General features: G+C 73.2%; 23 protein-coding genes and 1 pseudogene. 13 read left to right on the plus strand and 11 right to left on the minus strand.

Annotation, left to right across the window (positions count from 1 at the left end):
• Window positions 1-859: 859 nt before the first annotated feature.
• Complete coding sequence (locus Q7A36_RS06000) at window positions 860-1,777, minus strand: LysR family transcriptional regulator (protein WP_305102749.1); 918 nt, start codon at window positions 1,775-1,777, stop codon at window positions 860-862.
• Between the two features lie 150 nt (window positions 1,778-1,927).
• Between Q7A36_RS06000 and Q7A36_RS06005 the strand changes: the two genes are divergently transcribed.
• A complete protein-coding gene (locus Q7A36_RS06005; RefSeq protein ID WP_305102750.1) occupies window positions 1,928-2,950 on the plus strand; it encodes a zinc-binding alcohol dehydrogenase family protein in 1,023 nt (340 codons plus the stop codon).
• 558 nt (window positions 2,951-3,508) lie between these two features.
• On the plus strand, window positions 3,509-3,907 hold the full coding sequence (arsC, locus tag Q7A36_RS06010; RefSeq protein ID WP_305102751.1) for an arsenate reductase (glutaredoxin): 399 nt from the start codon (window positions 3,509-3,511) through the stop codon (window positions 3,905-3,907).
• Between the two features lie 128 nt (window positions 3,908-4,035).
• Here the strand turns inward: arsC and Q7A36_RS06015 are convergent, their stop codons facing one another.
• From Q7A36_RS06015 to Q7A36_RS06025, 3 genes are all read right to left on the minus strand, one after another.
• Window positions 4,036-4,401: a Lin0512 family protein gene (locus Q7A36_RS06015; RefSeq protein ID WP_305102752.1), complete on the minus strand. Its 366-nt coding sequence runs from the start codon at window positions 4,399-4,401 to the stop codon at window positions 4,036-4,038.
• Window positions 4,398-4,754: a Lin0512 family protein gene (locus Q7A36_RS06020; RefSeq protein WP_305102753.1), complete on the minus strand. Its 357-nt coding sequence runs from the start codon at window positions 4,752-4,754 to the stop codon at window positions 4,398-4,400. Before Q7A36_RS06020 ends, Q7A36_RS06015 begins: the two co-directional genes overlap by 4 nt.
• An 88-nt stretch (window positions 4,755-4,842) precedes the next feature.
• On the minus strand, window positions 4,843-7,023 hold the full coding sequence (locus tag Q7A36_RS06025; RefSeq protein ID WP_305102754.1) for an HWE histidine kinase domain-containing protein: 2,181 nt from the start codon (window positions 7,021-7,023) through the stop codon (window positions 4,843-4,845).
• Window positions 7,024-7,238: 215 nt separating this feature from the next.
• On the opposite strand from Q7A36_RS06025, the gene msrA reads away from it, so the two are divergent.
• From msrA to Q7A36_RS06060, 7 genes are all read left to right on the plus strand, one after another.
• Window positions 7,239-7,811, plus strand: coding sequence for a peptide-methionine (S)-S-oxide reductase MsrA (gene msrA, locus Q7A36_RS06030; RefSeq protein WP_305102755.1), 573 nt, complete (start codon window positions 7,239-7,241; stop codon window positions 7,809-7,811).
• A gap of 16 nt (window positions 7,812-7,827) precedes the next feature.
• Entirely contained in the window at window positions 7,828-8,256 is a 429-nt protein-coding gene (gene msrB / locus Q7A36_RS06035; protein WP_305102756.1) for a peptide-methionine (R)-S-oxide reductase MsrB, read from the plus strand.
• A gap of 87 nt (window positions 8,257-8,343) precedes the next feature.
• Window positions 8,344-9,408: a YVTN family beta-propeller repeat protein gene (locus Q7A36_RS06040; protein WP_305102757.1), complete on the plus strand. Its 1,065-nt coding sequence runs from the start codon at window positions 8,344-8,346 to the stop codon at window positions 9,406-9,408.
• A complete protein-coding gene (locus Q7A36_RS06045; protein ID WP_305102758.1) occupies window positions 9,405-10,148 on the plus strand; it encodes a polysaccharide deacetylase family protein in 744 nt (247 codons plus the stop codon). The genes Q7A36_RS06040 and Q7A36_RS06045 overlap by 4 nt, the downstream gene beginning before the upstream one ends.
• Window positions 10,145-11,086: a sterol desaturase family protein gene (locus tag Q7A36_RS06050; RefSeq protein WP_305102759.1), complete on the plus strand. Its 942-nt coding sequence runs from the start codon at window positions 10,145-10,147 to the stop codon at window positions 11,084-11,086. The genes Q7A36_RS06045 and Q7A36_RS06050 overlap by 4 nt, the downstream gene beginning before the upstream one ends.
• 47 nt (window positions 11,087-11,133) lie before the next feature.
• Entirely contained in the window at window positions 11,134-11,484 is a 351-nt protein-coding gene (locus tag Q7A36_RS06055; protein WP_305102760.1) for a hypothetical protein, read from the plus strand.
• Window positions 11,485-11,627: 143 nt separating this feature from the next.
• The gene (locus Q7A36_RS06060) at window positions 11,628-12,788 is read left to right on the plus strand and encodes a BaiN/RdsA family NAD(P)/FAD-dependent oxidoreductase (RefSeq protein ID WP_370655635.1); all 1,161 of its coding nucleotides are present in this window, start codon (window positions 11,628-11,630) and stop codon (window positions 12,786-12,788) included.
• Between the two features lie 140 nt (window positions 12,789-12,928).
• Here Q7A36_RS06060 and mepA read toward each other — a convergent pair whose 3' ends face one another.
• Entirely contained in the window at window positions 12,929-13,750 is an 822-nt protein-coding gene (gene mepA / locus Q7A36_RS06065) for a penicillin-insensitive murein endopeptidase (protein WP_305102761.1), read from the minus strand.
• A gap of 35 nt (window positions 13,751-13,785) precedes the next feature.
• Complete coding sequence (locus Q7A36_RS06070; RefSeq protein WP_305102762.1) at window positions 13,786-14,349, minus strand: polysaccharide biosynthesis/export family protein; 564 nt, start codon at window positions 14,347-14,349, stop codon at window positions 13,786-13,788.
• A 260-nt stretch (window positions 14,350-14,609) separates the two neighbouring features.
• On the opposite strand from Q7A36_RS06070, the gene Q7A36_RS06075 reads away from it, so the two are divergent.
• Together Q7A36_RS06075 and galE are read left to right on the plus strand one after the other, a co-directional pair.
• Window positions 14,610-16,874: a GumC family protein gene (locus Q7A36_RS06075; RefSeq protein ID WP_305102763.1), complete on the plus strand. Its 2,265-nt coding sequence runs from the start codon at window positions 14,610-14,612 to the stop codon at window positions 16,872-16,874.
• Between the two features lie 9 nt (window positions 16,875-16,883).
• Window positions 16,884-17,882 (plus strand): UDP-glucose 4-epimerase GalE, encoded by a 999-nt coding sequence (galE, locus tag Q7A36_RS06080; RefSeq protein ID WP_305102764.1) that lies wholly within the window; start codon window positions 16,884-16,886, stop codon window positions 17,880-17,882.
• 282 nt (window positions 17,883-18,164) lie between these two features.
• On the opposite strand, the gene Q7A36_RS06085 is transcribed toward galE, so the two are convergent.
• Entirely contained in the window at window positions 18,165-19,550 is a 1,386-nt protein-coding gene (locus tag Q7A36_RS06085; protein ID WP_305102765.1) for an O-antigen ligase family protein, read from the minus strand.
• A gap of 71 nt (window positions 19,551-19,621) precedes the next feature.
• Here Q7A36_RS06085 and Q7A36_RS06090 point away from each other — a divergent pair, with 71 nt between their 5' ends.
• A complete protein-coding gene (locus tag Q7A36_RS06090) occupies window positions 19,622-20,728 on the plus strand; it encodes an acyltransferase family protein (RefSeq protein ID WP_305102766.1) in 1,107 nt (368 codons plus the stop codon).
• Between the two features lie 132 nt (window positions 20,729-20,860).
• Here Q7A36_RS06090 and Q7A36_RS06095 read toward each other — a convergent pair whose 3' ends face one another.
• Window positions 20,861-22,336, minus strand: coding sequence for a helicase HerA domain-containing protein (locus Q7A36_RS06095; protein WP_305102767.1), 1,476 nt, complete (start codon window positions 22,334-22,336; stop codon window positions 20,861-20,863).
• 135 nt (window positions 22,337-22,471) lie between these two features.
• Between Q7A36_RS06095 and Q7A36_RS06100 the strand changes: the two genes are divergently transcribed.
• Window positions 22,472-23,074, plus strand: coding sequence for a hypothetical protein (locus Q7A36_RS06100; RefSeq protein WP_305102768.1), 603 nt, complete (start codon window positions 22,472-22,474; stop codon window positions 23,072-23,074).
• Between the two features lie 68 nt (window positions 23,075-23,142).
• Here Q7A36_RS06100 and Q7A36_RS06105 read toward each other — a convergent pair whose 3' ends face one another.
• From Q7A36_RS06105 to otnI, 3 genes and pseudogenes are all read right to left on the minus strand, one after another.
• Complete coding sequence (locus Q7A36_RS06105) at window positions 23,143-24,033, minus strand: helix-turn-helix domain-containing protein (RefSeq protein ID WP_305102769.1); 891 nt, start codon at window positions 24,031-24,033, stop codon at window positions 23,143-23,145.
• 167 nt (window positions 24,034-24,200) lie between these two features.
• Window positions 24,201-25,094, minus strand: a pseudogene (locus Q7A36_RS06110) (2-hydroxy-3-oxopropionate reductase); the annotation flags it as partial.
• 21 nt (window positions 25,095-25,115) lie between these two features.
• Window positions 25,116-25,895 (minus strand): 2-oxo-tetronate isomerase, encoded by a 780-nt coding sequence (gene otnI, locus Q7A36_RS06115; protein ID WP_305102770.1) that lies wholly within the window; start codon window positions 25,893-25,895, stop codon window positions 25,116-25,118.
• Window positions 25,896-25,978 lie beyond the last annotated feature (83 nt).

A 25,978-nucleotide genomic window follows, 5' to 3' on the forward strand; every position in this document is an offset into this window, starting at 1 on the left:
GGACGATGGGGCTCGCGCCATCGCCTCCTGGCTCGCCGTCCGAGTGAAGTGCTGGACCGTCTCTGTCGGCCCATTCCGGGCTCCGCTGCCATGCCTCCGGCCTCGCACCGACCGACCCAGGCATGATCCGCGGGGCCGGCTTTCCCATGGCCTTGGAGGCGGCGGGGTACCGGTATTCCTTCACCGTCCCCTCCGCCAGTCCCGGGCGGACGAACTTCGTCCTGCCGCCGGCCCCGGCGGATGTCTTCGACCACACCCTGCAGCGCCTCCTCGGGCGTCAGCTCGCGGACGGAGGCTACCTGCGCCGTGAACATCGCGTCCACCTGCCGCAGGTCCCATCGCGGCGAGCGTGGGCCCAGATGCAGTCGCGGCGCCCACAGCAGCCCGGCCCGCGCCATCTTCCGCAACCGGTCGACCCGCACGGCACTGCACCGTGCCAGGGCATCCCTGTCGGCCCAGCGGGTCAGCATGCCAGCGTCCGGCATGACCAGGCGCCCAGGCTCCGCAGTGGAGCCTTGGCGAGTTCCAGCCGCATATCCGCGCGGCAGGCCTGGTTGGTGCCTGTAGAGGTCGGCACTCGATCCATCGGACAGCGTCCGATCCGAGCGGATGTGCGGCCCTCACTGGTCCATTCCGGCCGAGGAGCGCGGCCCTCAAGCCCGGCGCCGTCGCCGCCTCCATGCTCACCGCCCTCCGGCACCTGCTGCGCAATGGCACCCTCCTGCGCGAACTCGGCCCGGACCACCTCGACAGCCGCTCACCGGAGCAGCAGGCCGGGCACCTCGCCCAGCAGATCGCCAGGCTCGGCTTCGCCCGCGTCCTGGTGCGCGACTTCCGGCGCTCCGGTCATCGGACCGCGTCACCCTTCCCAGGGCGGCACCGGGCCGAGGCGCCGGACGAGCAGCTCGGTCAGCGCCCGCACCCGCGCGGGCGCGACGGCGCTGCCCGGCAGGACCAGCCAGATCCCGAGCTGCTCGGGCTGGCCGAGGGCGGGCGGCAGCGCCACCAGCTCGCCGCGCCGCAGGTGCCCGCCGATGTCCCAGGTGGAGTGCAGCCCGATGCCGAGGCCGGCGAGGCAGGCCTCGCGCAGCGCCTCGTTGCTGTTGCCGGTGACGCGCGGGGCGAGGCGCGCGCGCTGCGCCGGGCCGCCGCCCTCGGGCACCAGCATCCAGGCATCGACCCCCTGCAGCACCAGCGTGTCGTGCCGCGCCAGGTCCTCGCGGCGCGCCGGAACGCCGCGGCGGGCGAGGTAGTCCGGCGCGGCGCAGAGGACGCGGCGGTTGTCGGCGAGGCGGCGGGCGACCAGCGTCTGGCCGGAGAGGGGCGCGATGCGCACCGCGGCGTCGCAGCCCGTCGCCACCAGGTCGAGCAGCGAATCGGTCAGCAGCAGGTCGAGCCGCAGCGCCGGATGCGCCGCCAGCAGCTCCGCCAGGATCGGCGCGAGGATCTTGCGGCCGAAGGTCGCGGGCGCGGTCAGCCGCAGCGTGCCGGCGAGCGCGGCGGTGCCGCCGGGCAGCGCCGCCTCGGCCTCGGCGGCGGCGGCGAGGACGCGGTCGGCCTGGGGCAGAAAGGCCTCGCCCTCCGGCGTCGGGCGCAGGCGGCGGGTGGTGCGGGCGAAGAGCCGGACGCCGATCCGCTCCTCCAGCACCGCGAGCCGCCGGCTGGCCGCCGCCGGGGTCAGGCCGAGCGTGCCGGCCGCGGCGGAGAGGCTGCCGGCCTGCGCCACCCGCTGGACGAGGCGGAGATCGAGCAGGTCGAAGGGCGGATTGCTGAGCATGCGTTGAAAGTGTTTCGCGCCGGGGCGGGATTTTCAATGCCGGCGGCAAGGACCTATCTGGCCGCCTAAGGGCAGGGGGGCGCCGCCGCCGATGCCGCCGCACCGGCAGGGCCGCCGGCCGTTGCTCGCCCTGTCCCGAAGGAGATCCCGATGAGAGCCGTCGCCTATACAAGCAGCCTGCCCATCGCCGAGCCGGACTCGCTGCAGGACGTCACGCTGCCCGACCCGCCGGCGCCGACCGGCCGCGACCTGCTGGTCGAGGTGCGCGCCGTCTCGGTGAACCCGGTGGATGCCAAGGTCCGGATGCGCACGGACCCCGGCGGCACGCCCAAGGTGCTGGGCTACGACGCCGCCGGCCTGGTGCGCGCCGTGGGGCCGGAGGCGCGGCTCTTCCGCCCGGGCGACGCGGTCTTCTATGCCGGCGACATCACCCGGCCCGGCACGAACAGCGAACTGCACCTGGTGGACGAGCGGATCGTCGGGCCGAAGCCCGCGCGCCTGTCCTTCGCCGAGGCCGCCGCCGTGCCGCTGACCGCTATCACCGCCTGGGAGGCGCTGTTCGACCGGCTTCGCATCCCGCGCGACCCGGCGCCGCGGCAGGAGGCGGTGCTGATCATCGGCGGCGCCGGCGGCGTCGGCTCGATCGCCGTGCAGCTCGCGCGGCAGCTCACCGGGCTGCGCGTGGTGGCGACGGCGAGCCGGCCGGAGACGATGGACTGGGCCCGCGGCATGGGCGCGCATGACGTCCTCGACCACAGCGGCGACTTGGCGGCGCAGGCGAAGGCGCTGGGCGTGCCGGTGCCCTACATCTTCGTCACCACCCATACCGAGGCGCATTGGCCCGCGGTCTGCGAGATCGTCGCGCCGCAGGGCGCGATCTGCCTGATCGACGATCCGAAGCAGGCGCCGGATGTCCGCATGCTGAAGTCGAAGGCGGCGGCGCTGCACTGGGAGCTGATGTTCGCCCGGCCCATGCACCGCACGCCGGACATGGAGGAGCAGCACCGGCTGCTGGCCGAGGTGAGCCGCATGCTGGAGGCGGGGACGCTGCGGACCACGCTCGCCGAGACGATGGGGCGCATCGATGCGGCCGGCCTTCGCCGCGCGCATGCGGCGATCGAGAGCAACACGGCGCGCGGCAAGATCGTGCTGGAGGGCTTCGGCGCCGGCTGAGCGCGGGTCTCCGGCCTGCGTGGCGGCGTTGCGGGCTTCCGTGGCGCCGCCGGGCGGGCCGGCGATGCGGGCTGCGGGGGAGGGGCCTCGGCGGCGCCCGCGGGCTGCGTCGTCGCGGCACGGGGACCCCGGCGGGGGCGAGGCGTCCGGAGGCGCCGCCGCGGCCGGAGGCAGGGACCGGCCGCGGCGGGAGATGTCACCCGGACTGAAGCGCGACCCCTGGCGCAACTGCCGGGAATCGCGGGCTGAAATGCCAGATCGGAGACGAAGGGGAAGTCCGCCTCCGATGTGAGTTATGACCGGAAACTTACTCTCGCGCTGTGCGCTGGCGCACAGCATCGCGAGTTCGTTGCAACCTCGACTGATATCGGCGCCTTGCCGCCGGCGATCCTGTCAGGGACCGGACATCCGCCCCATCCCGGCTTGCGCCGGCCACGATGGTTCGATTATTCCCGAACCATGGATGAGGCCGGTGCCGTCGGCGCCCTTGGCGCGCTCGCCCAGGAGACCCGCCTGACGGTCTTCCGCCTGCCGCCCGCCGGCGAAGGAGACCGCGGCATGAGCGAGGTGACCATCTGGCACAATCCGGCCTGCGGCACCTCCCGCACCACGCTGGGCATGATCCGCGAGGCGGGGATCGAGCCGCGGGTGGTCGAGTACCTCAAGGCCCCGCCGGACCGGGCGAGGCTGGCCGCGACCATCGCCGCGGCGGGGCTGACCGTCCGGCAGGCGATCCGGGAGAAGGGGACACCCTATGCCGAGCTCGGCCTCGGCGATCCCGCGCTGTCCGATGACGCGCTGCTCGACGCCATGCTGGCGCATCCGATCCTGATCAACCGGCCCTTCGTCATCGCGCCCGGCGGCACGCGGCTCTGCCGGCCAAGCGAGCTTGTGCTGGAGATCCTGCCGGCGCAGGGCGTGCCCGGAGTGGAGGCGGCGGAGAGGCAGGGGAGGTAAGCCACTACCTGTCGCGGCGCCTGGCGGAGCGGCGGTCGGGCGCAGTCCTCGCCTCCTCGCTCCGGCGCTGGTGCGAACGGACGACTCGGGGCGGGGTCCGGGGCCAAGCCTTGGCCCCGGTGGGGGTTTCAGGGGGCAAGGCCCCCTGACGGCAGCGGCAGGCTGACGGCGATCGCCGCGCTGGCGATCACTGCCGGGTCGTCGCGGTCCGGGTCGGGCACGTCCAGCCCGCCCCGCACGACGGAGACCGTTACCTGGCCATGCGGCAGGGAGGCGCGGACGCGCTCCGCATCCACCTTCTCCGGCCGCTGCACGCCGATCGTCACCTGCACCACCATGTCCCGCGGATCGACCTTCAGGGCCCGCAGCATGGCAAGCGAGGAGTGGTGCAGCGCGTCCTGCACCGCGCGGAGCGCCGCCTTGGTGTAGTCGCCGCCATGCAGGTCGTTGCCGGTCCCCATCTCGAGGATCACGCGGCGGAGCGAGGTGTTCATGCCGCGCGCTCCTCCGGCAGGTCGAGGAAGACCTCGGCTGCCGCCTGGGCGAGCAGCGTCTCGCCGCGCCCGTCCTCGGTCGGGATGGCAAGGCCGCCTTCCACCACCTCCACCGTGCCGGTGCCGTGCGGCAGCACCGCGAGCACCGCCGCCCGGTCCACCTGCTCCGGCCGGGGGACCCCGATGGTGACCTTCACCCGCATGGAATCGACATCGACCCCGAGCGCATGGGTGACGGTCAGGGAATTGTGCCAGAGCGCGTCGCGGAGCGCGCGGACCGCGGCCTTGGTCGGCTCCCCGCCGCGGATGTCGGTGCCCATGCCGATCTGCAGCACCATGCGCCTCTGCGCCATCCCGTCCTCCCCTGCCGTATCCTGGCCGGGAGTGTCCCGCGCGCGGCGGCGGCGGGCAATGGCACGGGGCGGGCGGCGTCCGGCGCCGCTACCCGACCGCCGCCCGGCATCGCTCCGCCGGGTCCGCGGCCTCGGCCGGCGCGTCCAGGATGCCGTGCCGGCCGGAGAGAGAGACCGGCCGGTCCCGCAGCGCCTCCGGCTCCTCCTCGGGCGGCGACATCAGCCGCTCGATCGGCACGGCGATGCGGCAGCGCAGCCCGTCGATGTCCCAGTCGTAGCGGACCTCGCCGCCGAGCTGCCGCTCCACGGTGGTGGAGACGACGCGGGAGCCGAAGCCGAAGCGCGTCGGCGCGGCGGCGACGCGCGGGCCGCCCGCTTCCTCCCAGCGCAGGCGGAGCCAGGGGGATTCGTCGGGCAGGCGGGCATCCACCTCCCAGGTCACCCGCACCGTGCCGCCGGGCAGGGAGAGCGCGCCATGCTTGGCCGAATTGGTCGCCAGCTCATGCACCACCATGGCGATCGGCTGCACCGCCTCCGGCCGCAGGTGCAGCGGCGGGCCCTGCAGCAGGAAGCGGCGGGCGCCGCGCGTGCGCTCCTTCGCGCCGGCGGCATAGGGCGCGAATTCCTCCCGCAGCAGCTCGATCAGGTCGGCGCCGCCCCAGCGGCTGCGGGAGAGGAGCTGGTGCGCCCGGGCGAGGGCCGCGACGCGCCCCTCGACCGCCTGGGTGAAGGCGCGCGGGCTGTCGGCCTTGGTCAGGCGCAGGATGGACTGCACCACGGTCAGCACGTTCTTGGCGCGGTGGTCCACCTCCCGCGCCAGCAGCGCCTGGCGCTCGGCCGCCTCGCGTTCCTCGGTCACGTCCGTGATCAGGCCCACCACGCGGCCGGTGGCCGAGCCCTGCACGGGGAAGCGCCGGTGGCGGACGCGGCGCACCGCGCCGTCGGGCCGCAGCACGCGGTACTCGGCATCGAAGGGCTGGTCCGGGGCATGGCTGATCAGCCCCCGCACCGTGGCCCGGTCCTCGGGGTGGACGGCGTCGAGGAAGGCCTCCGCCCGGTGCTGCAGCGGGTCGCCGGCGAGGCTGAAGAGGCGGGCGAAGGCCGGGCTGGCATAGAGCAGGCGGCGTCGCCGCGGCTCGACGATGACCAGCGCGTCGTCGAGCGCCTCGGCGATCTGGCGGAAGCGGGCCTCGCTCTCGCGCAGGGCCGCCTCGCGCGCCTCCACCGCCGCGGTCGCCTGGTCGAAGGCGGCGGCGATCCGGCCGAACTCGGTCCGGGCGCGCAGGCCGCGCAGGTGCGGGTCGGCGAGGGCGCGGACGGTGCGGTCGCCGGCGCGCCAGCGCTCCATCGCCGTCACCAGCGCCTCGACCGGCTGCTCCAGGAAGCGCCGCGCGGCAAAGGAGGCGAGCAGCAGGGCGGCGATGCCGCTCAGGACGATCAGCAGCAGGCCGCGACGGTTGGCGCGGGCCAGCGCGGCCTCGGCCGCGGCGGGGTCGATGCCGATGCCGACCTGCAGGCCCGGCGTCCGGCCGCCGAGCGGGCCGAAGGCATAGATCCGGCGCACGCCGTCGATGCCGGTGGTGGCGTCGACCCGGACGTCGTTGCTGCCGAGGTCCTGGAAGGAGGCAGGCGTGCCGAGGAAGCGCTCCGGGTCCGGCCAGCGTCCGAGGATGGTCCCGTTGCGGTCCACCACGACGGCGCTGCCGCCCGGCGGCAGCGGCACCTCGGCCAGGCGCTGCGCCAGCCAGGCCAGGTCGAGGGCGGCCACGACCATGCCGTCGCGGCCATGCCGGCTGGCCTTCAGCGGCAGCGCGACATGCAGGCTGTGCTTCCGCGTCGCCAAGCCGACGGCATAGTTGCCGATGGTGAACTCGCCGGAGGCCTGCGCCCGCTGCACCAGCGCGGTGTGGGACAGGTCCCAGCCCACCGCCTCCCGCACCACGCTGCAGTCGATGGTGCCGGCGGCGTCGAGGACGGAGAAGACGGTATAGCGCGGCACGTCCCGGCTCAGCCCTGCCAGCGTCCGGCCGCAGGCCTCGGCATCGCCGGTGGCGACGGCGTCGAGATTGGCGATGGCTGAGAGGAATTGCCGGGCGCCCTCGACCACGCTCTCGAGATCGGCGGCGACGAGGCGGACGAGGCGCAGCGCCTCCTCCCGCTGCGCGGCCTCGCGCGCCTGCCGCGCCTCCCGCTCGAAATCGATCTGCACCGCGAAGGCGGGGAGCAGGGCGGCCGTGATCAGGCAGAGCAGGCGGGCGCGCAGGCGCATGGGGCGGTCCCGTCAGACAGGGGGTACCGGCGCGGTGCCGTCCCGATCTGCAGTATACCGATACGGGAGTGCTTCGGAGCAATTCTCACTAACTTGTGAGTGATGGCCGATTCGTCCCGGGACCCCGCGGCAGGGCAGCGGGCATCCGGCCCGCCGCAGGCTGCACCGGGCGCGGTCCCACCCTATCTATGGGCGGAGCGAGGAGGAGTGACGCGATGAGCGCGACGGCCACGACGGAGACGGCCACGACCGAGACGGCGACCCTGGGCGGCGGCTGCTTCTGGTGCCTGGACGCGGTGTTCCGCGACCTGAAGGGGGTGACCTCGGTCCATTCCGGCTATGCCGGCGGCCATGTGCCGAACCCGAGCTACGAGATGGTCTGCGGCAAGAAGACCGGCCATGCCGAAGTCGTGCAGGTGACCTTCGACCCGCGCGAGATCGGCTATGCCGACCTGTTGCGGGTCTTCTTCGCCATCCACGACCCGACGACGAAGGACCGGCAGGGCAACGACATCGGCCCGCAATACCGCAGCATCATCCTCTACCACTCGCCGGAGCAGAAGGCGGTGGCCGAGCAGGTGATGGCCGAGGTGACGGAGGCCGGGATCTGGGGCAACCCGCTGGTCACCGAGCTCGTCCTCTTCGACCGCTACTGGCCCGGCGAGGCGGAGCACCAGGACTACTTCGCCCGCACGCCCTGGAGCGGCTATTGCCAGGTGGTGATCGCGCCCAAGGTGGCGAAGTTCAGGAAACTCCATGCCGACCGGCTGAAGCGCCCGGCGGCCTGACAGACGGGAGCCAGCCATGTCCCTGTTCCGCAAGGAAGCCCCGGCCGCGCACTACCCGGTCGAGAAGCCGGATGCCGAGTGGCGGCGCGAATTGCCGCCCGAGGCCTATCGCGTGCTGCGCCAGCACGGCACGGAACGCGCGGGCACCAGCCCCCTCAACAAGGAGAAGCGGCCGGGCACCTTCCTCTGCGCCGGCTGCGGCCAGCCGGTCTTCGATGCCGCGACGAAGTTCGAGAGCGGCACGGGCTGGCCGAGCTTCTGGCAGCCGCGGGAGGGGGCGGTCGGCACCACCACCGACCGCAGCTTCTTCATGGTGCGGACCGAGGTGCATTGCGCGAACTGCGGCGGTCACCTCGGCCATGTCTTCCCCGACGGGCCGCCGCCGACCGGCGAGCGCTACTGCATGAATGGCGTCGCCATGACGTTCAGACCCGAGGAAGATTGATCAACTATAACGCGCAGGGCGGAACGTCGCTTGCGTTTCCGCCCGGGCCGGCGAATGGTCCCGGCCCTGCTTCGGGATGCCTGTGACATGTGGCGCGCCCCTCTCGCGCTTTGCCTTGGGCTCGCGGGCCTGCTGCCCGCCGCCGCCCGTGCCGACCTCGTCTACGTGCTGAACAGCGCCGACGCCTCCATCTCCGTCCTCGAGAGCACGACGCGGGAGGAGGTGCGCCGCATCCCCGTGCTGCGGGAGGTGCATCACCTCATCCTCTCGCCCGACCGGACGGAGCTGATGGTCGGCGACAGCGCCGGCAACGAGATGCTCTACCTCGACCCCGACACGGCGGAGGTCAGGCGGCGGGAGAAGTTCAGCAACCCCTACCACATGGAGCTGAGCCCGGACGGCAAGCTGCTGGTCGTCACCAGCCTCCGCCGCGACCAGGTCGACATCTACGAGGCGGCGACGCGCACCCTGCTCGCCCGCCTGCGCGTGCCGGACAAGCCGAGCCACCTGGCCTATACGCCGGACAGCCGCATCGTCTTCGTCACCCTGCAGGGCGCGCGCGGGCTGATGGCGATCGACCTGGCGACCTACAAGCCGCTCTGGACCGCCGAGGTCGGGCCGCAGCCGGCCGGCGTCACCTGGCACAACGGCAAGCTGCTGGTCGGCGTCATGGGCTCGGACCACGTCGCCGTGGTCAATCCGGCCGACGGCAAGGTGGAGCGCATCATCCCCGCCGCCCGCGGCGCGCATACCGTCTTCCCCTCGCCGGATCGCAAGCTGCTCTACGTGAACAGCCGCGTCGACAGCCGCATCACCGTGCTGGACGGCGAGACGCTGGAGCAGCGCGCGAGCTGGCCGCTGCCGGGCGGGCCGGACTGCATCGCCTTCGACCCGCAGGGCCGGCTCTGGGTCACGCTGCGCTGGATCGCCCGCGTCGCCATCATCGACCCGGCGACGGGCGAGACCGATACGGTCCCGGTCGGCCGCTCGCCGCACGGGATCTGGGTGCAGCCGCGGGCGACGCCGCTGCCCGCGCTGCCGGTCGCCGAGGCCGCGCCGCCGCCGGCCGAGTCGGCCGTGGTGCCGGCGCGGGCCGAGCGGGCGGCGCCGGCGCAGCAGCCGGCGGTCTGGCGGCGCATGTTCGGCCGATGAGGCGCCGGGCGCTGCTCGGCGCCGCGGCCGCCCTGCCGCTCGCCGCCCAGGCCCAGCCCGCCTGCCGCGGCACGGTCCATCTCACGATCGATACCGGCTGGGGGCGGGAGGCGGAGCAGATCGCCGCCATCCTCCGCCGCCGCGGCGTGCGCGCGACGCTCTTCGTGGCGGACGAGCCGACGCATCGCGGCGACCGCACGCTGGACGAGGGCTGGGCGCCCTTCTGGCGCGCCCGCGCCGCCGAGGGCCATGCCTTCGGCAGCCATACCTGGCGGCACTGGTATTTTCGAAGTGACCCCGCGCCGGGCCGGGTGCGCTACGTCGCCTATGATCGTTCGGGCGAGGAGGTGCTGGACGCTGCCGCGCTCTGCGCCGAGCTGCGCCGGCCGGTTGAGCGGCTGCAGGCGCTCGCGCCCGAGGCCCGCGTGCTGCCGCTCTGGCGCGCGCCGGGCGGCATCACCACGCCGAACGCCCTTGCCATGGCCGCCGCTTGCGGCCTGCGGCACCAGGGCTGGACCGCCAACGGCTTCTGGGGCGACGAGCTCGACAGCGCGAAGCACCCGAATGCCGCGCTCGCCCGCCGCGCCATCGAGCGCACCCGCGACGGCGAGGTGGTGGTGATGCACTGGGGCGTCCGCAGCCGGCGGGAGCCCTTCGCCCTGGTGCTCGACCAGGTGATCGAGGGGCTGCAGGCCCGCGGCTTCTGCTTCGCCCCGCTGCCGCCCGAGGGAAAGGCATGAGCTGGTTCCAGGACGCCCATGCCGCGGTCGCCGGCTGGATCTTCGAGCACGCGCTGCTGCCGCTGCTCTACGCCGTCGGGCTGGTGGACTGGGACGAGGACATCTACGGCTGGCTGGATTTCGCGCTCTTCGGCCTGCTCGGCATCGCGTTGGCCTGGCTGGTCTGCCGGCCGCTCGAGGCCTGGCGGCCGGTCGAGCCGGTGACCGACCGCCGCGCCGTCCGCACCGACATGCTCTATACGGTGCTGACGCGACTCGGCGTGCTGCCGCTGGTCGCCTTCGCCGCCCTTGCTTCCGTCCAGGCGGCCTGGGAGGGCTGGCTGACCGAGCAGAATCTGCTGCCGCCGACGCTCGAGGACCTGCTGCCCTGGCTGCGCGACCATCCGCTGCTGGCCTTCGCCTGCTACGTCGTCATCCTCGACTTCGGCGAGTACTGGCGGCACCGGGCGCAGCATGCCTTCCGCTGGTGGTGGGCGCTGCATGCCATCCACCACGCGCAGCGGCAGATGACCTTCTGGACCGACGACCGCAACCACGTGCTGGACGACGTGCTGGCGGCGCTCTGGTTCGGCGGCATCGCGCTGCTGATCGGCGTGCCGCCTGGGCAGTTCCCGATCATCGTGCTGATCCTCCGCCTCGCCGAGAGCCTGTCGCACGCCAATGTCCGGCTGAGCTATGGCTGGCTTGGGGAGCGGCTGCTGGTCTCCCCGCGCTTCCACCGGCTGCATCACGGGCCGCTCTCGGCCGGGGCTTCGGGGCGGAATTTCGCCGTGCTGCTGCCGGTCTGGGACTGGGTCTTCGGCACCGCCGACTGGCACCGCGACGCCTTCCCGCCGACCGGCACGCCGGAGGAGCCGGAGGCGCTGGCGACCGGCGGCTGGCTGCGCCAGCAGGCGGTCGGGCTGCGCCGGATGGTGGGGGCGATCGCCGGACGGTAGCCTGACCCTGACCGGGTCGGATCGGGCCGGCCAGGGGGGGCCGCCGCATGAGATCGCTCGCCATCGCCACGCTGCTCGGCTGCGTCGCCCTCGGCGTGCTGGCCGGGGCCTACTACCTCGGCCGCAGCCGGCGGCCCTGGCTGGTGACGCTGCACCTCGCCCTCGGCGCACTCGGCGCCTGGCTGTTCTTCCTGCTGCTGCACGCGCCGCCCGCCGGCCTTGCACCGGCCTCGGGCCTGGCGGCCGGCATCCTGCTCGGCGCCGCCGTCCTCGGCGGGTTGCTGCCGCGCCTCCTCGCCCGGCGGGCGCGGCGGGCGGCCGAGTGGCTGCTGGCGGTCCATGTCTTCACCGGGCTCGCGGCCTTCCTCACCGTCCTCTCCTGGTCCGCCCGGTCCTGAGGGCGCGACAGGCCGGCCTCGGCGGCGGTTGACGCCGGTAGTGTCGGGCGGGGAGAAGGGAAGAACGGGGGGAAGGTATTCCCCCCGAGCCCCCCTTCTATGTCTGTGAGTCTGCCGCCCTGAGGCCGAACCTCGACTTTGACGTGATCGTGCTCGGCGCGGGGGCGGCGGGGTTGTTCGCGGCCATCGCCGCGGGGCAGCGCGGGCGGCGGGTGCTCGTGCTCGACCATGCCGAGGCGCCGGGGAAGAAGATCCTCATCTCCGGCGGCGGGCGCTGCAACTTCACCAACCTGCACTGCGTCCCGGACCGCTTCCTCTCGAACAACCCGCATTTCGTCCGCTCCGCCCTCGCGCGCTATACCCAGCACGACTTCATCGCGCTGGTGCGGAAACACGGCATCGCTTTCCACGAGAAGACGCTCGGCCAGCTCTTCTGCGACGGCTCGGCGCGGCAGATCCTGGCCATGCTGCTGGCCGAGGCGGGCGCGGCAGGGGTGGAACTCCGCCTCTCCCACCGCATCGCCGAGGTGACGCGGGCGGAGCGCTTCCGCGTCCGGACCGACCGTGGCGGTTTCGAGTCGCCCTCGCTCGTGCTGGCGACGGGCGGCCTCTCCATCCCGAAGCTCGGCGCCACGGGCCTCGCGCACGACATCGCCCGCCGCTTCGGCCTGCCGCTCGTGGCGCCGCGCCCTGGCCTGGTGCCGCTGACCTTCGGCGGGGGGATGCTGGAGCTCATGCGCCCGCTCTCGGGCGTCGCGCTCGAGACAGTCGCGCGCTGCGGCCGGGCGGGCTTCCGCGAGGCGATGCTCTTCACCCATCGCGGCCTCTCCGGCCCCGCCATCCTCCAGGCGAGTTCCTACTGGCGGGAGGGCGAGTCGCTGACGCTGGACCTGTTGCCGGAGCAGGACGCCGCGGCGCTGCTGCGCGCGGCCAAGCGTGCCCGGCCGCGGGCGGAGCCGCGCACCGTGCTCGGCGGGCTGCTGCCGCAGCGGCTGGCGGAAGCGCTTGCCACCCGCCACCTGCCGGCCCCGCGGATGGCCGACCTGCCCGACCGGGCGCTGGACGCGCTGGCGGCGCAACTCCGCGCCTGGCGGCTGCAGCCGGAGGAGACGGAGGGCTATGCCAAGGCGGAGGTGACGCTGGGCGGCGTCGACACCGCCGCGCTGTCCTCCCGCGACTGCCATGCGCGGGAGGTGCCCGGCCTCTTCGTGGTGGGGGAGGCGGTGGACGTGACGGGCTGGCTCGGCGGCTACAACTTCCAATGGGCCTGGAGCAGCGGCTGGATCGCGGGGCAGGCGGCCTAGCGGGATCCCGGCGCGGCAGGCGGCGCCGAGTCGCGCCATGGTGGCGCCGGCCAGGGCACCCTCGCGCTGACCGGGCGGCGTGAGGATGCTCCAGGCGGTCGATCCGCAGGGCCGATCCACGCCCGCCGGACGATTCCGCCTTACCGCGTCCCGGCCTCCAGCACCGCCCGGCAGGCCTCCGGCAGGCGGGGCGGCGGGCCGGGCGGCCGTGGGGAGGGCTGCCGCGCCTCCGGCGTCAGCCACCAGTCGAGCGAGGCGTCGCAGCCATCGCCCGGCGGTGGCGGCGCCTGGTCGCGGCAGGCAGGCTGGCCCTCCGGGCAGCGCAGCCGGATATGCATGTGGCTGTCATGCCCGCGCCAGGGTCGCACCCGCCGCAGCCAGGGTGCGCCGGCCTCGGTCCGGCACAGCGCGCGCTTGATGGCGTGGTGGACGAAGACCCGGTCCACCCCCGGCAACTCCGCCGCCAGCCGGATCAGCGCGGCATGCCCCGGCGTCCAGCGCGCCGGGTCCACCGCCGTCTCGTCCGGCAGGACGAGGGAAGCGACCTCGATCTGCTCCCGCTGCGCCGGCGGCAGCGGCGGCTTCGGCGAGAGGTCCAGCCAGATATCGGCATCGAGTCCGACCTGGTGGCTGGCATGGCCATAAGGCATCGGCCCGCCCCGGGGCTGGCCGAGATCGCCGATCCAGAGCACGGGCAGGCCCGAGGCGCGGGCATGCCCGGCGAGGTCGCGCAGCGTCTCGATCAGGGCCGTATGGCCCCAGTTGCGGTTGCGCGAGAGACGCACCGCCTGCCAGCCCGGCCCGTCCGGCGGCAGCGCGACGGCGCCGGCGATGCAGCCGAGGCCGGTGCCGCCGAGGATGCGCGGCAGCCCGGCCACGGCCCCGGGCACCGCCGCCCAGCGGGCGGCGGCCATCGCCGGGTCCGCCTGGGCCGCCCCCGCCGCCCGGGCGGCCAGGGGCATGGCCGCGAGCAGCAGGACGAGGGCGGCCCCGCGGATCAGAAGCGCCGCTCGAAGACGGTGATCACGTCGCCCGGCTGCACCAGCGCCTCCCGCCCCGCGCGATACTCCATCGGCCGGCCATCCGGGCCGATGCGGGTGATGGAAACATAATCCCGTATCGCCCGGTAGTTGAAGCCGCCCGCCACCGCCACGGCGGTCAGCGCCGTCATGCCGGGCTGGAAGGGGAACTGGCCCGGCTTCTCCGCCATGCCCAGCACGAAGATCGGCCGGTAGGTCGTGACCTGCACGGCGACGCTCGGGTCGCGGAAGAGGTTCTTGGTGCGCATCTCCGCCTCGATCGCGCGCTCGACCTCCTGCGTCGTGCGGCCGGAGGCCTGCACCGCGCCGACCAGCGGCAGCGCGATGGTGCCGGCATCGGAGACGCGGAAGTCGCCGGTAAGGCGCGGGTCGTTGAAGACCGTCACGCGCACCTGGTCCTCCGGCCCCAGCCGATAGGCGGATTGCGTCGCATCCGGCAGCGGCGGCAGGCCCGCCCCCTGCCCGCCGCAGGCGGCCACCGCCAGCACCGGCAATGTCCAGATCAGGCGCCGTGACATCATCGTCGCGCTTTCCTTCCCAGCATGATCACGCCGATCGCGCCGCAGCCCGCCCTTGCAACGGACCGGCGCGATCTCCCACCTGTTCTCTGTGCCAGAGCGCGCGCCGGGAGCACATTCGCGTTTCCTTGCGCAGGTGGTTCATCACGCCGTTGTTTGCGCCGCGCCGCGATGTTCGCCGTCCCGTTGATTGACCCTCGATCCGGCTGCCGCGTACTCCACAGGCCTGTTTTGCGCTGGCGCGAAGGGACGACGCAACCCGCATGCTCGACAGACCGGTTGAGTCCAGGCCACCTTCGGAGAAGAGGCCGCAGCTCCGAACCCCCGCCCCCGTCGCCTCGCCGATCGAGCCCGAGGGCATGACGGTGACGGCGCTGCTGGCGGCCCTCCGCCGGCGGCGCTGGGTGCTGATCCTCTGCGCCCTGCTGTTCCCGATCGCCGCCTTCGTCGCGGCCAAGCAGCTCACGCCGCGCTACACCGCGAGCGCGACCGTGATGTTCGAGCCGACGGATTATGCCGCGCGCGAACTGCAGAGCATCCTGCGCGACGAGACGACGACGGATGCCGTGCTGGCGAGCCAGATCGAGGTCATCCGCAGCCTCTCGGTCGCGCGCCGTGTCGTCCGGCAATTCAACCTGACGAACAACGAGGAATTCTTCTGGTGGGTCGGCGAGTCCAAGCGGGCCGAATCGCCGGTGTACCGCCTGCGGGATGCGCTGGCGCGGCGGCTGGGCGCGATCTCGCCGAGCCTCTCGGAGCTGGTGGCGCCCGAGCCGGTTGCGCCGCGCCCGCCCGAGGAGCGCGCCGAAATTGCCGCGGCCGAGGCGCTGCGGGACAAGATGAAGGTCGAGGTGGTGCGCAACTCCCGCGTGCTGAACCTGGGCTTCACCTCGGAGAATCCGCGGCTGGCCGCCGACATCGCCAACCTCACCGCCGAGCTCTACATCTCCGACCAGCTCGAGACGAAGTTCAACGCGGTGCGGCGGGCCAATGAATGGCTCGACAGCCGCGTGGCGCAGCTCCGCCAGGAGCTCGGCCAGACCGAGAACCGCATCGCCGAGCTGCGCACCACCTCCGGCCTGACCCGCGGCGTGAGCGCCGGGCTCTCGACCGAGCAGGTGAGCCGCATCAACACCGACCTGGTCGAGGCGCGCAACCAACTCGCCGCGGCCGAGGCGCGGCTGGCCGCGGCGCGCTCCGGCGGCGGCACCGACATGACGGCGATCGGCGCCTCGGGCCTTGTCCAGCAGCGGGCGGCGCTCTCGACGGCGCGGTCCGAGCTGGAGCGGCTCTCGGCCACGCTCGGCTCCAACCACCCCGACGTGCGCGCGGCGCGGTCGCGGGTGCAGGACCTCGAGCGCGGGGTCGGCGCCGAGAGCGGCCGCGTGGTCCAGGCGCTCGATGCCGAGGCGCGCGCCGCCCGCGCCCGCGTCGGCAGCCTCGAGACCGCGCTGAAGTCCACCGAGGCGCGGGTGAACCAGAGCCAGACCGCCGAGATCCAGGTGGCGGCGCTGGAGCGCGAGGCGGAGGCGAGCCGCACCCTGCTGCGCGCCGTCCTCGAGCGCTCGCAACAGACAGTGGCGCAGACCGCGATCGAGAAGCCGGATGCCCGCATCCTCTCGCCCGCGACCATCCCGGCCATGCCGAGCTTCCCCAAGACCATGCTGATGGTGGCCGCGGCCGGCATCCTCGGCGTGCTCTTCGGCCTGCTGATCATCTGGTTCCTCGAGCAGGCGGACAGCACGCTGCGCTCGGGCGAGGAGATCCGCGCCGGCCTCGGCCTGCCCTGCCTCGCGCTGGTGCCGATGCTGCGGCGTGGCCTGCTCGGGCGGCACCGGGTGGAGGACTACGTCGTCCGCAAGCCGCTCAGCCCCTTCGCCGAGAGCATGCGGACGCTCCGCGCCGCGCTCTGGCTGGGCTCGGAGCCGCCGCGGGTGGTCGTCATCACCGCGGCACGGCCGGGCGAGGGCAAGACCACCACCGCCGTCGCGCTGGCCCGGTCGGCGGCCATGAACGGCGAGCGCGTGCTGCTGATCGACTGCGACGTCCGCCAGCCCTCCCTCGGCCGCGTCTTCCGCTGCGAGGGCGCGCCGGGCGTCACCGACCTGCTGCTCGGCCAGGCGGTGCTGGAGCGGATCATCCGCCGCGACCATCTCAGCAGCCTCGACTACATCCCGGCCGGGGCGGCGGAGATCCATTCCCTCGGCCTCTTCATGTCGGAGGCGATGGCCGGGCTGCTGGATCGCGTCCGCCGCGATTACGACCTGATCGTCCTCGACGCCCCGCCGGCGCTGGCCATGGCGGATGCCCGGGTGGTGGCGCGGCTGGCCGACGCAACCTTGCTCTGCGTCCGCTGGCGCGATACCCCGCGTTCGGTTGTGCGCAACTCTCTCGGCCTACTCGAGGAAGCGCATGCCCGGGTGGTGGGCGCGGCCCTCACGCAGGTCGACGCCAAGGTGCATGGCCGGTCCGGCTATGCCGACGCGGAGGTCTATCACCCGCGGTATGGAGGCTATTTCAGGGAATAGGGGTTCGGCATGCAGGGTCGGCGATTTCTCGTCACGGGTGGCGCGGGATATGTGGGCAGCCACCTGGTTCTGACCCTGGTCGAACGAGGCGCGGAGGTCGTGGTGATCGACGACCTCCGGCAGGGGCACCGGGCCGCGGTGCCGCCCGGCGTCGAACTGATCCGGGAGGACATCGCCGACCGCCGGCGCCTGGCCGAGGTCTTCGCCGCCTGGAAATTCGAGGCGGTCTTCCATTTCGCCGCGCTCTCCCTGGTCGGCGAGAGCATGCGCGACCCGCTGCGCTACTGCAGCGAGAACCTCTCCAACAGCCTCGCCGTGGCCGATGCGGCGGTGAAGGCGGGGTGCCTGCGCTTCGTGCTCTCCTCCACCGCGGCGCTCTTCGGCAACCCGAAGCAGGTGCCGATCCCGGAGGAGGCCGAGCTCGCGCCGACCAACGCCTATGGCGACAGCAAGCTGATGGTGGAGAAGGCGCTGGGCTGGGCCGACCAGGTGCACGGGCTCCGTTCCGCCTGCCTGCGCTACTTCAACGCCGCCGGCGCGGATCCCGAGGGGCGGATCGGCGAGGACCATGAGCCCGAGAGCCACCTGATCCCGCTGGCGATCGGCGCGGCGCTAGGCACCCGGCCGCCGCTGACGGTCTTCGGCGCCGACTACCCGACGCCGGACGGCACCTGCATCCGCGACTATGTCCATGTCCTCGACCTGGCGGACGCGCATATCCGCGTGCTGGACCGGCTGGAGCAGGGGAGCTGCCGCTACAATGTCGGCAGCGGCACGGGCTATTCGGTAAAGCAGGTGATCGAGGCGGTGGGGCGGATCGGCGGGACGCCGGTGCCGCACGGCTTCGGGCCGCGGCGGGTTGGCGACCCGGCGGTGCTGGTCGCCTCCTCGGCGAAGCTCCGGCAGGAGACCGGCTGGTCCCCGCGCTACGGGGCGCTGGACGACATCGTGCGCACCGCCTGGGGCTGGCACGCGGCGCATCCGCGGGGCTACGGCGACCGCGGCTGACGCGGCGCATCGCCGCGGCGTCCTTCATTCTATCCGTAGCAGTCGGGCGCTTCCCTGCGCGCTCGACCGCGTCGAGCGCACCCTGAGCCCAGGCCATGGGGCGGTTGCCGGGTCAAGGGCGAAGCCGCGGTTCGCGCGGTCGGGCGGAGCCCGACCCTTGACCCGGCAACCGCCCCATGGCGTCCGGTAATGGTCGCCTTCGACGCGGTCGAAGGCGCCCGAGGGCGCCTCCGCATCGCGCAGGATGGCTGGCCGTACCCGTGGTCCGCGGCGGCGCCAGTCCTACCAGCGTCCCTGCCGGGCGAGGACCGCCGACATCGCGCCCTCCTCCAGCCGGGACTCGTGCCGCCGGCGGGACCGGCGCGAGGACGTCTCCCGCAGGTCGGCCTGGCCGCGCGCCATGGCGGCGGCGAAGAAGCTGAACTGCATCAGCGCGGTGCTGGCGATCAGCGTATTGTCGAAGCCGCTGTGCAGCAGCGCCGCCGCCAGCGCCGCCCGCAGCACCAGCCGGTCCGAGGAGGGGCATCGCCGCGAGCCGATCCAGACCCAGGCTGCAATGGAGAGGAAGATGGCGGCGCAGCCCAGGATGCCGGCATCCACCGACAGGCGCAGGTACTCGTTGTGCGCGGCACTGCTGCCGAGCAGGCGGATCGTCGGGTCCTCCGGATTGACGATCAGCTTGCCGGCGCCGAGGCCGAAGCCGAAGAGCGGCCGCGCCTCGATCGCATCGAGGAAATAGGGCCAGATGATGTCGCGGCCGGACATGTCGTTCGCCATGTCCCGGATGCGGTTCATCGCGTACCAGATCGCCGGCGAGAGCAGGATCAGCCCGGGGAGCACGCCGCCCATCACCAGGTCCACCTTGCGCCGCAGCGGCATGATCTCCCGCCCCGAGAGGAGGAAGACGAGGCCGAGGAAGAGCAGCACGGAGATCAGCGGCGCGCGCGCCTGCGTCAGCATCAGGATCGCGAGGTCGAGGCCCGCGACCACCAGCCAGAGGGCGCGGAAGCCGCGCAGGTATTCCAGCAGGCAGGCGAAGATCGCGGTCACGCAGAAGCCGGCGAGGAAGGGCGGCGAATGCATGCCCTGGAAGCGCCCGCCGATATCGAAGGGCGTCCAGAAGCCGATCGCCATGGCCGGGACGCTGCACACCGCGCTGATGATCGGCACGAGGGCGGCGCCGCGGATCAGCAGGGTCCAGAAGCGCCGCGGCGCGACCGCGAAGCCCAGCACGAAGGGCGCGGCGGATCCGATGTAGCTGCGCAGCATGTCCTCGTTGGTCGCGACATGGCCGATCGGCAGGATCGCCAGGCTAAGGCCGGCGATGGCGGTGAAGGTGAGAAAGGGCCAGTTGATCTCGCGCGAGGGCCCGTAGCGCAGCAGCAGCACCGCGGCGATACCGAAGGGCACCGACTTCACCAGGACGGCACCGATGCCGGTGTTCAGCGTCACGTCCATCTGGAAATCGAGCGCGAGGGCGCAGGTCATGACCAGCAGGACCGCGAGCGCACGCGGAAATTGGTAGAGCGCCAGGAGCAGGAGCCCTAGCACCAGGGCCGGCACGAGCAGCATCATCTTCATCGGCATCAGCACGGCGCCGAGGAGGAGGGTGGCCGCGCCGAGCAGGGCCATCATGCGCTGCGTCGCGGGCGAAAGGGCGATGTTCATGCAACGGTGTTGTCCCATGCGCGCGGCCATGGGGCCAAATCAGGGTTGTGTCAGGTAAGGGACCGGCGTGGATGCAGGCGAATGGCGCGGCGCAGAGGCTGGCGGGACTGACGCGGCTGCGCGTCTTCCTCATCGGCTGGGTGATCCTCTACCACCTCAACCTGCCGCTGCATGTGACCGATGCCTGGCCCTGGCTCGGCCCGTTGCTGTGGCACGGCTATCTCGGGGTGGACGGCTTCTTCCTGCTCTCGGGCTTTGCGCTCTGGCTGGGCTACGGGGCGCGGCCGCCGCGCGGGGCCGCCGGCATCGGCCGCTTCCTGCTGCGGCGCGTGGCGAAGATCTGGCCGCTGCACCTGGTCGCGCTGGTCGGGCTGGCGCTGCTGGTCGGCGCGCTGCTCGCGGCCGGCGTGACCATCCGCGATCCGGAGCGCTTCTCCGCCCGCGACTTCGTGCTGCAGCTTTTCCTCGTGCATGCCTGGGAGACGACGGAGCGGTTCAGTTGGAACTACCCCTCCTGGGCGTTGTCGGTGGAATGGGCGGGCTACCTGGTCTTCCCCGCGCTGCTGGCGGTGCTGCTGCGGCTGCCGCGGCCGGTGCTGGCGGCGGTGCCGGTCGCGGCACTCGCCGGGCTGCTCGCGATGACGCTGACGACCGTGAATTTCTCGCTGAACCACTCCCTGCATCTCGGCCTGGTGCGCTTCTTCCTCGAGTTCACCTTCGGCTTGGCGCTGGGACGGCTGGCGACGGAGGGGCTGCTGCCGCGCGCGCTGCCCTGGCTGGCGCTGCCGGCGCTGCCGCTCGGCCTGCTGCTGGGCCAGGATGCGGCGACGGCGCTCGGCCTCGCCGCGACGATCGTGGCGATCTGGCAGGCGGGCCAGGGGGAGGGCCAGCGGCAGGGACAGGCGGCCGCGGTCCGGCCGGGGCTGCTGCTCCGGCTAGGCGAGGCCTCCTTCGGCATCTATCTGAGCTGGGTCTTCGTCGAGGCCGTCCTGGTCGGCCTGCTGCGCGTGGTGGAGCCCGGTCCCTGGGGGCGGGCCGGCATCATGCTGGCCGCGCTCGCCGCCACCATGGCGCTCGGCTGGAGCGCCTGGCGCTGGGTGGAGGTGCCGGCGCAGCGCTGGGTCCTGGAGCGGCGTCGCCCGGCCCCGGTCGGCCTGGCCCGCCCGGCGGCGGAATAGGCCCGGCCGCAACGTCCTTCACCCCCGTCCTGCGCAGGCGAGGCGCCCGGGGGCGCCTTCGACCGCGTCGAAGGCCACCATTGCCGGGCGCCATGGCCGGGACCCGGGCGGCGCGCGGCGGACGCGGCCGCGCTATGCGACCGCCGCCTCCGGATCGCCCGGCGCGGTCTCCCAGCCCGGGCCGGGGATGGCGACGACCCGCCCGGCGCCGGCCTGCAGCAGGATGGCGATGCAGCCGCGCTCCTCCAGCCGCTTCAGGGCGGTGGTGAGCAGGGAGGTCGAGCTGGTGCCATAGACCGCCTTCAGCGCCTCGGTCCCGGGGCAGGGCGCGCCGGCCAGCGCCGCCTGGGCCAGCATCAGGAAGAGCGGCACCTCGCGCTCCAGCAGCGCCGCCGCCGAGTCGAGGGCGCGGGGCCAGTCGGGATGCGCCTCAGTCTCCTCGGTGATCCCGGCGCGGACGAGCGGCAGCAGCCGGCGGATCGCGGCGATGTCGGGCGGCGGGCCGGCCAGCCGCTCCAGCGACCACTGGTGGCGCACCAGGGGCAGCAGCTCCTCCGGCCGCTTGCGCACCGGCCCCTCGGTCCCCAGCACGGCGCCCAGCACGGCAAGCTGCGCCCGGCGGCGCGCGGCCGCCTCCTCCGGCGTCGGCGGCGGCAGGCTGGCCGGGGCGGCGGGCCGGGCGGCGGCGAGCTGGGCCAGGATGTCGGCGGGCGGCGGGGGCGGGGGCCGGCGCGGCCGGACCGGCTCGCCGGCCGGGGCGGGGGCGAGGATCAGCGCATGCGCGGCCTCGGGCGGCGTCTCCGGCAGCGGCATCAGGCCGGGGCCGGCGCCGCGGCTCTCGGTCTCGACCGCGCCGATGCGCATGGCCAGCGGCCGGCGGGCGAGGGCCGGGCCGAGCGCCATGAACCGCCCGCGCTCGAGGTCGCGGAACATCTCCGCCTGGCGCTTTTCCATGCCCAGCAGGTCGGCGGCGCGGGCCATGTCGATGTCGAGGAAGGTGCGCCCCATCAGGAAGTTGGAGGCCTCGGCGGCGACGTTCTTGGCGAGCTTGGCGAGCCGCTGGGTGGCGATGACGCCGGCCAGGCCGCGCTTGCGGCCGCGGCACATCAGGTCCGTCATGGCGCCGAGCGCGGCGCGGCGCGTCTCCTCGGCGACCTCGACGCCGCCCGAGGGGGCGAAGAGCTGCGCCTCGTCCACCACCACCAGCACCGGGGTCCAGTAGCGGCGCTCGGCGGCGAAGAGCCCGTCGAGGAAGGCGGCGGCGCGGCGCATCTGCCCCTCGATGTCCACCCCCTCGAGGTTCAGCACGACCGAGACGCGGTGTTGCCGCACCCGCTCCCCGGCATGGGCGAGGCTCGCCTCGGTATGCTCGGCGGCGTCGATGACGAGGTGGCCGAATCGCTCGGCGAGGGAGACGAAGTCGCCCTCCGGGTCGATCACCGCCTGCTGCACGAAGGGCGCGCTGCGCTCGAGCAGCCGGCGCAGCAGGTGCGACTTGCCGCAGCCCGAATTGCCCTGGACCAGCAGGCGCGTGGCCAGCAGCTCCTCCAGGTCCAGCAGCGCCGGCTGGCCATTGTCCGTCCGTCCCAGTTCGATGCTGACCGCCATCCCGCGCCCGTCCCGTCGAGGGATGGTGGTAGTGCAGCCGCCCCCGCCACTCAATCGAGTCCCGTCGATCCGGCCGACGCGATCGCCGCGCCCCTCTTCACCGGCGCGAAAGGAGCCCGGGCCTATGGGGAGGACATGCCGCCGACCCCGCCCCCCGCCCTCGCACCGTCCCCGGCCCCGGAGATCGCCGCGCAGTTCGAGTCGCTGCGGCAGTTCATCGACCGCCGGATCTGCGAGCTGAGCGCCGAGCTGCACGCGACCGTCCAGCTCGTCGACTACAGCGAGGCGAATCTCTCCGGCCAGCTCGCCCGCATCCATGAGCAGATCGCCAGCCTGGTGGCGATCCCGGCCGCGACCACCCGCAACAGCGGCGTCGAGCTGGAGGCCGTTGTGCAGGCGACGGAGGCGGCGGCCAATACCATCCTGGAGGCGGCCGAGGCGATCCAGGTCTGGATCGAGGGTGGGGCGCGGGACGGCGCCGCGCTGCAGGCGCTGTCGGACCGGGTGAACGCGATCTTCGAGGCCTGCAGCTTCCAGGACGTGACCGGCCAGCGCATCCGCCGCGCCATCCAGCATCTGCAGCAGGTGGAGACGATGCTGCAGGGCATGATCCCGGGGGCGGCGACCGAGGCCGCGCCGAGGCTCGAGGTGCGGACGCTGGTCAGCACGGTGGCCGAGCCGGCGAAGGCCGGCCCGGACTTGGCGCAGGCGGAGATCGACCGGCTGCTGAACGGCTGAGCGGGCGCCGGAGCGCGCCGCCACTCAGGACGGACGAGCCGACTCGGACCTCCGGTCCTCGGACCGGCTCAGGCCGCGGCCTCGGCCGGGCGGATGCTGCGGACCAGGGCGCGCACCCGCGTCGCCGCGGCGCTGCCCTTCAGCGCGTCGCGCCAGGCCGCTTCCGCCACCCGCTGGTGCAGCCCGACCGCCTCCTCCGCCGCGGTGATGGTGGCGACGCCGGCGCCGACCGCCGCGCCGCTGTCCGGCGGGAAAGGGCTGGTCACCACATGCGCGCGTTCCCGACCGCGCAGCACCATGAAGCTGCCGGTCGGCTCGGGCCCTTCCTTCAGGCCGATCTGCAGCCCGATCGGCACGGATTCCATCAAGTTCGCCAGGTTCTCGACCTCGGCCGCCGCCGCGGCGCGGCAGCGGGCGCGGGCGCGTTCGGAGACCGTGAGGCTCGGCGCCACCCCGTCCTGCAGCAATTGCCGCAGCGCGCCCTCGGAGAGGATGGCGATGATGCTCGGCCGGCGCTGCTGGTAGAGCTTGCGGCGGGCCGCGAGCGTGCTGAGCGCCTGCTCGGCCTGGCTGCGGCCCTGGATCAGGTCGGCGGCCGATTCGGCCGCCTCGGTCCAGGCCTCGGTCAGCGCCGCCTCATAGGCCTCGCCCGCGACCGGGAAGCAGACCGCGCCGCCGAAGAGGAGGACCTGGTCGGCCTCCTCCTCGATCTGCCGAAGCCGCTCGAGGAAGGCGAGCGGGCGGGAGAAGTAGTCGATCCCAATGCCGAGCAGCGAGAGCGGCGAGATCTTCAGCAACTCGGCGAGGCGCCGGATCGTGTCCAGCTTGATGACCTCGCCTTTTTCGTAGCGATACAGCGCAGCGCGCGAGACGCCGAGCCGGGCGGCAATCTCCTCCGCACGCAGACCGGATTCGAGCCGGTAGGCGCGAAGCTGCTGCCCGATATCCGCGAAACGCATCCTACACTCCGGCTCGTCCATCCTGGACGGTGCCGATCCGAATGGCCTGACGCCGCCTCCGTGACCAGCACCCGTCCAAAAACTGCGCGCATTTCACCAGGAAGGCAAGTATTCCCCGCCAGACACGCTGTCGGCGGCGTACATTATGCCGCCGCTCGCGCTATGCGTCAGCCCTTGTCGTCGGGTGCAACCGGGTGCGCGGCCATGGTTTCCAAGGCCTTGACCAGGCCGGAATGATCCAGCCCGCCATTGCCGGCGGCGACCGAGGCCGAGAAGAGCTGCTGCGTGGAGGCGGTATTGGGCAGCGCGACTCCGAGCTCCTTGGCCGATTGCAGCGCCAGGTTGAGGTCCTTCTGGTGCAGCACGATCCGGAAGCCGGGGTTGAAGGTCCGCTTGATCATCCGCTCCCCATGCAACTCCAGGATGCGGGAGGTGGCGAGGCCGCCCATCAGCGCCTGCCGCACCTTGGCAGGATCCGCCCCGGCCTTGCTGGCGAAGACCAGTGCCTCGCCCACCGCCTCGATGGTGAGGGCGACGATGATCTGGTTGGCGACCTTGGTGGTCTGCCCGGCGCCGTTCGGCCCGACGAGCGTGACGTTCTTGCCCATGGCCTCGAAGAGCGGCTTCGCCCTGGCGAAGGCTGCCTCCTCGCCGCCGATCATGATGGTGAGCGTCGCCTGCTTCGCGCCGACCTCGCCGCCCGAGACGGGCGCGTCGAGGTAGTCGCAGCCGAGCGCATTGACCTTCTGGGCGAAGGCCTTGGTGGCGGTCGGGCTGATCGAGGACATGTCGATCACCAGCTTGCCCTTCGACAGCCCCTCCGCGACGCCGGCCGGGCCGAACAGCACGGCCTCCACATCCGGGGTGTCGGGCACCATCAGGATGATGACCTCGGCGGCCGCGGCGACCGCCTTGGCATCGGCGACGACGGTGAAGGCGGCGCGCTGCTCCGCGCCCAGGCTCTTGCGGTCCGGCACGATGATCTCGTGCCCGGCGTCCTTCAGGTGCCCGGCCATGGGCTTGCCCATGATGCCGAGGCCGATGAAGCCGATCTTCATGTGCGGCGGTTCCTTTTCCGGGGTTCAGGACTTGTAGGGCGCGAACCAGCCGAGGCCGGCCTCGGTCTCGGCCGCGGGGCGGTACTCGCAGCCGATCCAGCCGCGGAAGCCGAGTTCGTCGATCCTGCGGAAGACGAAGGGCCAGTTGACCTCGCCGGTGCCGGGCTCGTTGCGTCCCGGGTTATCCGCCACCTGCATATGGGCGATGATGGGCAGGTGCTTCTCCACCCGCTTGACGATGTCGCCCTCGGTGATCTGGCAGTGGTAGAGGTCGAATTGCAGCCCGAGCTTCTCGGGCCCGATTGCCTCGATGATCGCCGCGCCCTGCGCCATGGTGTTGAGGAAGAAGCCCGGGATGTCGCGGTGGTTGATCGGCTCGATCACCGGCTTCACGCCCGCCTTGGCGCATTCCTCCGCCGCCCAGGCGAGGTTCGCGGCATAGACGCCGGTCAGCGTGTCGTGCGGCACCCCGGCGGGCGCGAGGCCGGCCATCAGGTGCAGCCGCGGGCAGGAGAGGGCGGCGGCATAGTCCAGCGCCTTCCTCACGCCGTCGCGGAACTCGGCCTGCCGGCCGGGCAGGGCCGCCTGGCCGCGCTCGCCCGCCGCCCAGTCGCCGGGCGGGGCATTGAAGAGCACCTGCTGCAGCCCGTTGTCCTTCAGGCGCCGCGCGATCTCGGCCGCCGGGTGCTCATAGGGGAAGAGGAACTCCACCGCCCCGAAGCCCGCCGCCCGGGCCCGGGCGAAGCGGTCGAGGAAGGGCACCTCGGTGAACATCATCGACAGGTTGGCGGCGAAGCGCGGCATGGCGCGAGGTCTCCCCCCGGTTTGGGCGGGCGAAGCTAACGGCGCCGCGCCGGACTGGCTACTGGCGCCGGCGACAGGTGCCC

Source organism: Paracraurococcus lichenis (genome assembly GCF_030657435.1).
GTDB lineage: Bacteria > Pseudomonadota > Alphaproteobacteria > Acetobacterales > Acetobacteraceae > Paracraurococcus > Paracraurococcus lichenis.